This is a genomic window from Sulfuriflexus sp. (assembly GCF_032250955.1).
In the GTDB taxonomy this organism is placed as follows: Bacteria; Pseudomonadota; Gammaproteobacteria; order AKS1; family AKS1; genus Sulfuriflexus.
The window spans coordinates 1-10,550 of the sequence record NZ_JAVVES010000081.1 but is presented as its reverse complement, the minus strand read 5'-3'; the positions used below and the strand labels follow the sequence as shown (position 1 = coordinate 10,550).

Annotated in this window: 9 protein-coding genes; all 9 read left to right on the top strand. The window is 57.9% G+C overall.

Annotated features, from left to right (window positions below):
• The first annotated feature begins 180 nt into the window (after positions 1 to 180).
• The 9 genes from RQ738_RS12155 to acs all read left to right on the top strand — a co-directional run bounded on the left by RQ738_RS12155 (position 181) and on the right by acs (position 10,172).
• Positions 181 to 1,551, top strand: coding sequence for a sodium:alanine symporter family protein (locus RQ738_RS12155; protein WP_314165510.1), 1,371 nt, complete (start codon positions 181 to 183; stop codon positions 1,549 to 1,551).
• 42 nt (positions 1,552 to 1,593) lie between these two features.
• Positions 1,594 to 1,944: an FKBP-type peptidyl-prolyl cis-trans isomerase gene (locus RQ738_RS12150; protein WP_409929552.1), complete on the top strand. Its 351-nt coding sequence runs from the start codon at positions 1,594 to 1,596 to the stop codon at positions 1,942 to 1,944.
• Positions 1,945 to 2,787: a carboxylating nicotinate-nucleotide diphosphorylase gene (gene nadC, locus RQ738_RS12145; RefSeq protein WP_314165509.1), complete on the top strand. Its 843-nt coding sequence runs from the start codon at positions 1,945 to 1,947 to the stop codon at positions 2,785 to 2,787.
• A gap of 4 nt (positions 2,788 to 2,791) precedes the next feature.
• On the top strand, positions 2,792 to 2,962 hold the full coding sequence (locus RQ738_RS12140; RefSeq protein ID WP_314165508.1) for a hypothetical protein: 171 nt from the start codon (positions 2,792 to 2,794) through the stop codon (positions 2,960 to 2,962).
• 302 nt (positions 2,963 to 3,264) lie between these two features.
• Positions 3,265 to 3,525 carry a DUF4212 domain-containing protein gene (locus tag RQ738_RS12135; protein ID WP_314165507.1) on the top strand — a complete coding sequence of 87 codons (261 nt, stop codon included), beginning with the start codon at positions 3,265 to 3,267 and terminating at the stop codon, positions 3,523 to 3,525.
• 16 nt (positions 3,526 to 3,541) lie between these two features.
• Entirely contained in the window at positions 3,542 to 5,323 is a 1,782-nt protein-coding gene (locus RQ738_RS12130; protein ID WP_314165506.1) for a sodium:solute symporter family protein, read from the top strand.
• Positions 5,324 to 5,573: 250 nt separating this feature from the next.
• Positions 5,574 to 7,448, top strand: a complete 1,875-nt coding sequence (locus RQ738_RS12125; protein WP_314165505.1) for a putative nucleotidyltransferase substrate binding domain-containing protein — start codon at positions 5,574 to 5,576, stop codon at positions 7,446 to 7,448.
• Positions 7,449 to 7,451: 3 nt separating this feature from the next.
• Complete coding sequence (locus RQ738_RS12120) at positions 7,452 to 8,147, top strand: exonuclease domain-containing protein (RefSeq protein WP_314165504.1); 696 nt, start codon at positions 7,452 to 7,454, stop codon at positions 8,145 to 8,147.
• 78 nt (positions 8,148 to 8,225) lie between these two features.
• Positions 8,226 to 10,172, top strand: coding sequence for an acetate--CoA ligase (gene acs, locus RQ738_RS12115; RefSeq protein WP_314165503.1), 1,947 nt, complete (start codon positions 8,226 to 8,228; stop codon positions 10,170 to 10,172).
• The last annotated feature ends 378 nt before the right edge of the window (positions 10,173 to 10,550 follow it).

Sequence of the window (10,550 nt, the reverse complement as noted above, 5' to 3'; positions counted from 1 at the left end):
GCTGTCGTAGTTAGACAGCTTAGGCGAATGGCTAGTTGTTCTATCAGAAGGCCAGGATGAGGGAGTAAATAAAACAATGTGTTATCGAATCTAAATCCCCTCACCCTAACCCTCTCCCTCAGGGAGAGGGAATTAACGGGACAGCAGTGAAATTAAATAATAATAAACAGGGTAGAAAATATGGAAACATGGCTGACTGACTTGACTTCATTAACCGGCAGCATCGCCGGTCAACTCTGGGGACTGCCGGCAATTGTATTACTCGTCGGTACCGGTCTCTACCTGACAGTTCGTTTACGCTTTATCCAGTTTCGCGGCTTCAAGCATGCCGTTGCGCTGGTGCGGGGCAAGTATGACAAGCCCACTGATGTAGGCGAGGTCAGTCATTTCCAGGCCCTGGCCACCGCCCTCTCGGCCACGGTCGGCACGGGTAACATCGCCGGGGTCGCCACGGCGATTGCCCTCGGTGGCCCGGGGGCGGTGTTCTGGATGTGGATCACGGCACTGGTCGGCATGGCCAGCAAGTTCACTTCCTGCACCCTGGCGGTGAAGTTCCGCATTGTGCATGAGGACGGCACCATCTCCGGCGGTCCCATGTATACACTGGCCCGCGCCCTGAACCTGAAATGGCTGGGTGTGTTGTTTGCCGTGTTTACCCTGATTGCCTCGTTCGGCATCGGCAACATGGTACAGGCCAACTCGGTGGCTGATGGTCTGCGTTATATCTTCCCCGGGGCGGACAAGTACCGGCTCGCCATCGGCGTGGTCATGGCGATCTTCGTCGGCCTCGTTATCATCGGCGGCATCCGCCGCATTGCCAAGGTCGCCTCGCGCATCGTGCCGTTCATGGCGATCGTCTACTGCGGGGCCGCACTGGTCGTGCTTGCCCTTAATGCCAGCGCCATTCCCGCGGCCTTTGCCACCATCATTAACCTGGCCCTGAATCCGGCCGCCGCCGGTGGTGCCGCCATCGGCGCGGCCATCCAGTACGGGGTTGCCCGCGGCGTATTCTCCAACGAGGCCGGACTCGGCTCCGCGCCGATGGCACATGCCGCCGCGCGGACCAATGAACCGGTGCGGGAAGGGCTGGTGGCTATGCTGGGGCCATTCATCGACACGATTATTATCTGCACCATGACCGCGCTCGTCATCGTTATCTCCGGTGCCTGGGGCGAGGCCCGTCCCGAGGCCTATACCGGTGCGGCCCTTTCAGCCTATGCCTTTGAGCAGACGCTTGGCCGCTTTGGCGCCTGGGTGGTCGGCTTCGGTCTCATGTTTTTTGCCTTCTCCACCACCATCGCCTGGTCATATTACGGTGATCGCAGTGCCGAGTTCCTGTTCGGCCGGCGTGCCGTGCTGCCATACCGCATGGTCTATACCGTGCTCGTGGTGGTCGGCGCCTGGATCCCGCTCAACCTGGTCTGGAACATCGCCGACATCACCAACATCCTCATGGCTGTGCCCAACCTGGTAAGCCTTGTCCTGCTCGCCGGGCTGGTGAAAAAGCTCAGCGACGACTACTTTGCCCGCCCGCAGACCCCGGTTCGGTAAGCATTTGAGGTATAATGTGCGGCCAATATTAAGGAGAGTGACATGAGCGAAATCACGACTGAAACCGGCCTGCGTTACGAAGACCTCACAGTGGGTGACGGCACCGAAGCCACCGGCAAGGGCCAGACGGCCATCGTCCATTACACCGGCTGGCTTGAAGATGGCACCAAGTTTGACTCCAGTGTCGATCGTAACGACCCGTTCAGCTTCCCGGTTGATCGTGGTTATGTCATCAAGGGCTGGGACCAGGGCGTAGTCGGCATGAGAGTCGGCGGCAAGCGCAAACTTACCATCCCGCCTGAACTCGGTTACGGCGAAGGCGGTGCCGGTGGTGTGATCCCGCCGAATGCAACCCTGATCTTCGAAATCGAGTTGCTGGAAATCTCCGAATAAGTGATCGACAGCGAACTGCAAGAGGTCATTGCCGAGGATGTCCGCCGCGCCCTGCGCGAGGATGTCGGCAGTGGTGATATCACGGCGGCACTGATCCCCGAAAAGGCCACCGCCAGCGCCAGGATAATCACCCGCGAAGCCGCCGTTATCTGTGGTGTCGAGTGGGTCAACGAGGCCTTCCGCCAACTGGATCCTCGTATTGAGATAGCGTGGCAGGTTGCGGACGGCGATCTCGTCACCCCGGAGCAGTGCCTGTGCACCCTCAGTGGCCCCGCGCGCGCGCTGCTCACCGGCGAACGTACCGCGCTCAATTTCCTGCAGACGTTATCGGCGACGGCAACGCTGTCGCGACGCTATGCCGACGCGGTGGCGCACACGAAGACCAGGGTGCTGGATACGCGCAAGACCATCCCGGGTCTGCGCCGCGCACTGAAATATGCCGTAACCTGTGGCGGTTGTTATAACCATCGTGTCGGCCTGTATGATGGCATTCTCATCAAGGAAAACCATATCGCCGCGGCCGGCTCCATCACGGCGGCGGTGGCACAGGCCAGGGCCATGCGGCTCGATGTGCCAGTCGAGGTCGAGGTAGAGACGCTTGATGAGCTGCGCGAGGCCCTCGATGCCGGTGCCGATATCCTGTTGCTCGATAACTTCAAGCGGGCGGATCTGCTCACCGCCGTGGCGATGAATAAAGGCCAGGCCAGGCTCGAGGCCTCTGGCGGCGTTACACTCGAGACGATTCCACAGATTGCCGAAACCGGCGTCGATTACGTTTCCACCGGTGAGCTGACAAAGCATATCCATGCCGTGGATCTGTCCATGCGCTTTGAGGATAGTTAGGTCCATGGATATCCTCACCCCGATGCGCGAACGTCGTATCCGGATATTGTCCGCACCGCCCTGCAAGTCCCTGATACACAAGCGCTTGCCTGTGGCATGTCCCTGGGTTATGCCAGTCAACCAGTATCGAGTCGAGCGTGCAGCCGTAGCCGATTTTACCCGCTGGTATAAATAAACCCGCCCATTACATTTCTATTTTAGTTCTGATAATCTCGGAGGCGGTCTGCACCATTTTGGCGCAGGCAGTACAAGCTGTACTGGCCAGGAGATAACCTTTCACCGCATGCCAGTTCCCGGCTTCGATACCGGTATTGCGTCAGTAATACCCCGTCGAAGTGGCTAAAAAAACCTTGGCAGGAAAGCGGTTTTTTCTGGAAAGGTTGGTTATTGAATAGAGTCGTAATTTTTCGCCATCCGATAATACAAAACGTATATAACAATCGTATATAACAATATAAACGAAAAAGGAGCTCTCTCATGCAATCCACTGGAAACGCGGCGGAGTACTGGAAGGCGAATGTTCGCCTGCTGTTATTTTGCCTGATTATTTGGTTCATCGTTTCATACGGCTTCGGCATTTTGCTCGTCGACGTTATGAACACCATCTCACTCGGCGGTTATCCCCTGGGCTTCTGGTTTGCCCAACAGGGTTCTATCTACACTTTCGTAGCGCTGATCTTCTTTTACGCCTCACGCATGAACAAACTGGATCGCCAGTTTGACGTTCATGAAGACTAACGGGAGATCATGAATAATGGATTTGCAAACATTAACCTATATCATCGTCGGCGCGACTTTTTCGCTTTATATCGCTATCGCCTTCTGGGCACGAGCCACTACCACCGGTGAGTTTTACGTCGCCGGCAAGGGTATTCACCCGGTCGCCAACGGCATGGCCACGGCGGCTGACTGGATGTCAGCGGCCTCGTTCATTTCCATGGCCGGCCTCATTGCCTTCAAGGGCTATGATGCCTCTGTGTATCTGATGGGCTGGACCGGTGGCTATGTGCTGCTTGCAATGTTGCTGGCGCCGTACCTGCGCAAGTTCGGCAAGTTCACCGTGCCGGAATTTATCGGCGACCGTTACTATTCGCAAACCGCGCGAATCGTTGCCGTGATCTGTCTGATTGTTGCCTCGATTACTTACGTTATCGGCCAGATGAAAGGGATTGGCGTCGCCTTCTCACGCTTCCTGGAAGTAGACTTCACGGTCGGCCTGCTTATCGGCATGACGATCGTGTTCTTCTACGCCGTAATGGGGGGCATGAAGGGGATCACCTACACCCAGATCGCCCAGTACTGCGTGATGATCTTTGCCTATACCGTACCGGCCATCTTTATTTCCCTGCAACTGACGGGTAACGCTGTTCCCCAACTCGGCCTGGGTAGTACGCTGGCCGATGGCAGTGGCACCACCATGTTGGCCAAGCTTGACTCGGTACTGGTCGGCATCGGTTTTGCGGAATACACGGCACAAAAGGGCACGTCACTTAACATGGTCTTGCTGACCCTGTCGCTGATGATCGGTACTGCCGGTCTGCCGCATGTGATTGTGCGTTTCTTCACCGTACCGAAGGTCAAGGATGCGCGTTCCTCTGCCGGCTGGGCATTGGTGTTTATTGCCATTCTCTACACCACGGCCCCGGCTGTTGGTGCCATGGCGATTTACAACATGATCAAGACCGTGCAGGTCGATGAAGTCGGTGCGCCACAAGGCAACCTGGCCTATGCCGAGCGCCCGGACTGGTTTAAAAACTGGGAAAAGACCGGCTTGCTCAAGTACGAAGACAAGAACGGTGATGGCCGTATCCAGTACTACAATGACAAGAACGAAGAGTTCGCGGCGCAGGCCGAGTCATTTGGCTGGAAGGGTAATGAAATGGTCAAGATCGACCGTGACATCATGGTTCTCGCCAACCCGGAAATCGCCAAACTGCCTAACTGGGTGATCGCCCTGGTGGCTGCCGGGGGGCTGGCTGCAGCGCTGTCGACTGCGGCAGGTCTGTTACTGGCCATTTCCTCGGCGATCTCGCATGACCTGCTCAAGGGTGTATTCCGCCCCGGCATCAGCGAGAAGAAAGAACTGCTTGCCGGGCGCATCGCCATGGGGGGTGCGATCCTGGTCGCCGGTTACCTGGGGATGAACCCGCCGGGCTTTGCCGCGCAGGTGGTGGCACTGGCCTTTGGCCTGGCTGCCTCGTCACTGTTCCCGGCGTTGATGATGGGCATCTTCAACAAGCGCGCCAACAATACCGGCGCGGTTGCGGGGATGCTGGTCGGTCTTGGGTCCACGCTCGTGTACATTTTCATGTACAAGGGCTGGCTGTTTATCCCGGGAACCAACAACTTCGCCGACACTGCCGAGTTCTGGGTCATGGGTATCCAGCCTGAGTCCTTCGGTGCCATCGGTGCGTTGCTGAACTTCATCACCGCCTACGTCGTGTCGAAAGTCAGCAAGGCGCCACCTGAGCACATCCAGCACCTGGTTGAGGACATTCGCGTCCCACGTGGTGCCGGTGCCTCAAGCAGCCACTGAGGGGATTGATGATTGATGGTCGACTGAACTACCTGCCGATCATCAATACCCTGTCATCGTAAAACGGATGCCGGTGTACACTTTGTGTATGCCGGCATTTTTATTCCCCTGTCATACTTTTCCCTGCGGCCTTCACCGCTTTGCGTGAGCCTGGTTGTTTCTTTTTATCTATTTAATTTCTCTGCTAGACTCTTTTCAGGTGGACTATCTTTTTCCTGTTAACCAGAACTGACAGGCATCAAGGGCAACTATGCAAATCGAACTGCTGGAGATACGCGACTTCCTGGCCAATTGCTCAGCGTTCGATCAATTACCCGCCGACGAGCTCGATGCCCTGCCCGGACAACTGCAAATCAGCTACCTGCGGCGTGGCAACAGATTCCCGCCCGCCGATAGCCGCGAAGAAACAGCCGGTCTGCTGGCCATCCTGCGCCAGGGCGCCATCGAGCTGCGCGACGAGGACGGGCGTCTTTACGAGAAACTGGCGGAAACCGATTGTTATGCCGGGCTTTGTGAACGGCCGGAAGATGAACCGGTTCTGCATGCCATCTGCAGCGAAGACTGCCTGCTCTACCTGTTACCCTGCCATATCTTCGAGCGCTTACGTGATGATTACCCGGCGTTCGATGCGCGCTTCAATGCATCATTGAGTCACCGTTTGCGCGAGGCCCTGCAACGCCAGCAATCCTCAATAACCGCTAACGGCGGCCTGTCACAATATTATGTCAGCGATTGCATGCACAGAAAGCTGGTCAGCATCGGCGCTGACACCGCTATTCAGCAAGCCGCGCAATGCATGCACGAGAACGACAGTTCCGCACTTCTGATCACCGATGAAGGTCAGTTACAGGGGCTGATTACCGACAAAGACCTGCGCAGTCGCTGCCTGGCACAAGGCCTGTCGATGAGCACTGCCGTCAGCGAGATCATGACCACGGACATCCAGCATGTCACGCCGTCAACGCGTCTTGATGAAGCCCTGTTGTTAATGAGCCGGGAGAATATTCACCACCTGCCGGTACTTGAGGCCGGCAAGGCCATCGGCGTAATCAGCAGTACCGACATCCTGCGCCAGCAGAGTCTCAGCCCCGTGCACATGGTCGGCGCGATTCACAAGTCGCGGACTGTTGCCGAGCTTGCACGGATTGCAAAGGGCATGCCCGAGCAACAACAGCAACTCATCAGTAGCGGCTCATCGGCACAGCACATCGGTAATGTCCTGGCCTCGATTGGCGATGCCATCACCGAGCATCTCTTTTACCTGGCGATGCAACAACTCGGGCCAGCACCGATCAGTTTTTGCTGGTTTGCCGTCGGCTCACAGGCGCGCCGCGAATTCACCGCGCACAGCGATCAGGATAATGCCCTGCTCCTCTCCGATGAATATACCGCGGCCAGCCACGGCGAATACTTTACCCAACTCGCCCGCTTTGTCTCCGATGGCCTGAATGCCTGCGGTATTGTTTATTGTCCGGGTGATGTCATGGCAACCAATGACGAGTGGCGACAACCCATGGCAACATGGAAAAAGTATTTCTCGCGCTGGGTTGATATCCCCGAGCCCAAGGCCCTGCTCCTGGCCTGCAACTTTTTTGACATGCGTTGCATCTATGGTGATGCCTCGTTGTTCAGCCACCTGCAGGCGTTTGCGCTGCAAAAGGCCAGCGCAAACCGTATCTTTCTTGCCCATCTTGCCGCCAACGCCCTCGACATGCGCCCGCCACTGGGATTTTTCCGCCAGTTTGTTCTCGTCCATGACGGTGAGCATGACGACAGTTTTGATATCAAGCTGCATGGTGTCATGCCGATTGTCGAGCTGGCGAGGTTGTATGCGTTGAGCGAAGGCCTTGCCGAAGTGAATACCTACGAGCGCCTGCGCGCGGCCGCGGGAAGCCTGTCCCTGAGTCGAGAGGGCGGCGAAAACCTGCACGATGCCCTGTCACTGATTGCCCTGCGGCGTCTGCAACACCAGTCTTCGCAATACCTGGACGGACTGGAGATGGATAATTACCTCAAGCCCACCGAGCTTTCTGCGCTGGAGTGCCAGCACCTGAAAGATGCCTTCGCCGTGATCAGTGAATTACAGGCCGCTGTCTCGCATCAGTACCAGAGCGGGTTGTTTTAACGCGTGTCGAAGCTGGCCCGCCTGCTACCACTGGATTACCGGCGCCGACGCCTCCACAGGCGTGCGCCGCCCGGCCCCCTCCGGGATTTTCTCGCTACCCCGTTCGCAGATACTCATCAGGATTATCGCGAAGCCGACTACGTGGCCCTGGATCTGGAAACCAGTGGCCTCGATTGTCACACTGATCACATCCTCAGTATCGGCCATGTCAGCCTCCAGGCCCGGCGTGTCCTGCTCGGCACGGCCCGGCACATCCTCCTAAAGACGCCCGCCACACTCGAGTCCGCCAATGTCGGCATCCATCGCCTGACCGATGACATGCTGGCCGGGGGGCAAACACTCACCATGGCCCTGCATGCACTGTTACCGGAACTCGCCGGGAAGGTCTTGATTGCACACCATGCACAAGTCGAGATCAGTTTTTTGCAGGCGGCCTGCCAGCAGGTATTTGGTGCCGAGTGGCTCATGCCCGTCGTCGATACCCAGTACCTGGCGCAGCGGAGGCTGGATCGCCGCCATGCTGTCTACCAGCCGGCTGCCCTGAGGCTGGCAAGCCTGCGCGAGGCGCATCACCTGCCCCGCTACCCGGCTCACCATGCCCTGAGCGATGCTATCGCCACGGCCGAATTGTTTCTTGCTGAAACGGCCCGCATGGACACGGAGCGGATAGCACTAACAAAACTCCTCTACCCGCAGTGAAATGCCATGCAAAAGGTTTTTATCCCGTGCGCATTTCCGTTACAGTTGATGGTTCATTGATACGGAGACCCTCTATCCATGTCTGACAAACAATATCCTGTCCCGGCCAGTTTCGCCGCCAAGGCCCTCATTGATGAGGCCACCTACCAATCCATGTACCAGCGCTCGATCGACGAGCCGGATGCCTTCTGGGCCGAACAGGCCGAGACCTTCCTCTACTGGTACAAGCCCTGGGACAAGGTCTCTGACTGTAGTTATGCTGCCGATAACCTGCATATCCGCTGGTTCGAGGGCGGCAAGCTGAATGTCACCTATAATTGCATCGACCGGCACCTGGAAAAGCACGCCGACCAGGTCGCGATTATCTGGGAAGGCGACGACCCGGCAGATGACAAAAAGATCACTTTCCGCGAACTCCACGAGCAGGTTTCCAGACTGGCCAATGTGCTCAAGGCACGCGGCGTAAAAAAAGGCGACCGCGTCTGCATCTATATGCCGATGATCCCCGAGGCCGGCTACGCCATGCTCGCCTGTGCCCGCATCGGCGCGGTGCATTCAGTCGTCTTTGGTGGTTTTTCACCCGAGTCACTGAAAGACCGTATCCTCGATTCAGACTGCCGGGTGGTGATCACCGCCGACGGCGGTGTGCGTGGCGGCAAGGCCGTGCCACTCAAGGCCAACACTGACAAGGCCCTGCAGGCCTGCCCGGACGTGCATACCGTGCTGACGGTGAAACGAACGGGCGGCGAGATCCACTGGAACACAGACCGTGATATCTGGTATCACGACGCCATGGCCGAGGCCTCTGCCGACTGCCCGCCGGAAGAAATGGACGCCGAGGACCCGCTGTTTATCCTTTACACATCCGGCTCAACCGGCAAGCCGAAGGGTGTGTTGCATACAACCGGCGGTTACCTGCTGTATGCCGCGATGACCACGAAATACACCTTTGACCTGCACGATGATGATGTCTTCTGGTGTACCGCCGACGTCGGCTGGATCACCGGCCACAGTTACCTGTTGTATGGCCCGCTGGCCATCGGGGTGACCACCGTCTTTTTTGAAGGCGTGCCAAACTATCCGGATGCCTCGCGCTTCTGGCAGGTCGTCGACAAGCACAAGGTCAGCGTGTTCTATACCGCACCGACTGCAATCCGTGCCCTTATGCGTGAGGGCGATGAACCGGTCAAAAAGACCTCGCGGCAGTCACTGCGCCTGCTCGGCACTGTCGGTGAACCGATCAATCCCGAGGCCTGGGAGTGGTATCACAAGGTGGTCGGTGATGGGCGCTGCCCGATTGTCGATACCTGGTGGCAGACCGAGACCGGTGGTCACCTGCTCACACCGCTGCCCGGCGCAACCACCCTCAAGCCGGGTTCAGCCACACGCCCGTTTTTCGGTATCGTCCCCGGCATTGTCGACACAACGAGCAATCAACTCATTACTGAGACCGAGGCCAGTGGTGCACTTGTCATCACGCGTTCCTGGCCGGGCCAGATGCGCTCGATTTACGGCGACCACCAGCGTTTTATCGATACCTACTTCAAGACATACCCCGGTTATTATTTCTCCGGTGACGGCGCGCGGCGTGATGCCGATGGCGATTACTGGATTACCGGGCGCATGGATGACGTGCTGAACGTCTCCGGTCACCGCATGGGCACGGCAGAGATCGAGTCTGCACTGGTCCTGCACGATGCCATTGCCGAGGCCGCCGTGGTCGGCTACCCGCATGAGATCAAAGGCCAGGGCATTTATGCCTACGTGACCCCGGTGCTGGGTGTAGAGCCGTCAGATGCCCTGCGCGATGAGCTGGTTGCCCTGGTCCGTGAGGAGATCGGCCCCATCGCCAAGCCCGATGTCATCCAGTGGGCCCCCGGCCTGCCGAAGACCCGCTCCGGCAAGATCATGCGTCGTATCCTGCGCAAGATCGCGGAAAACGACCTCGATACGCTCGGTGACACCTCGACACTGGCCGACCCGGCCGTGGTCGATGATTTGATCAAGAACCGGGCAAATACTTAATAATCCCTGCAGGGGGCGGAGTCGCTGTCTACGGGTACTTTTGACCTGGTCGCCAACGTCGCGGCCCGTTGTTCCACCACACTCCAGCGGGGTCAGAGTCGCCGTCTACAGGTACTTCTGACCCACTCGTCAACATCGCGGCCCGTTGTTCCACCAAATCACCACGCCCGCGCGACTCCGACCCCTAATCCACTCCAGCGGGGTCGGAGTCGCCGTCTACAGGTACTTCTGACCCACTCGCCAACATCGCGGCCCGTTGTTCCACCAAATCGCCACGCCCGCGCGATTCCGACCCCTAATCCACTCCAGCGGGGTCAGAGTCGCCGTCTACAGGTACTTCTGACCCACTCGTCAACATCGCGGCCCGTTGTTCCACCA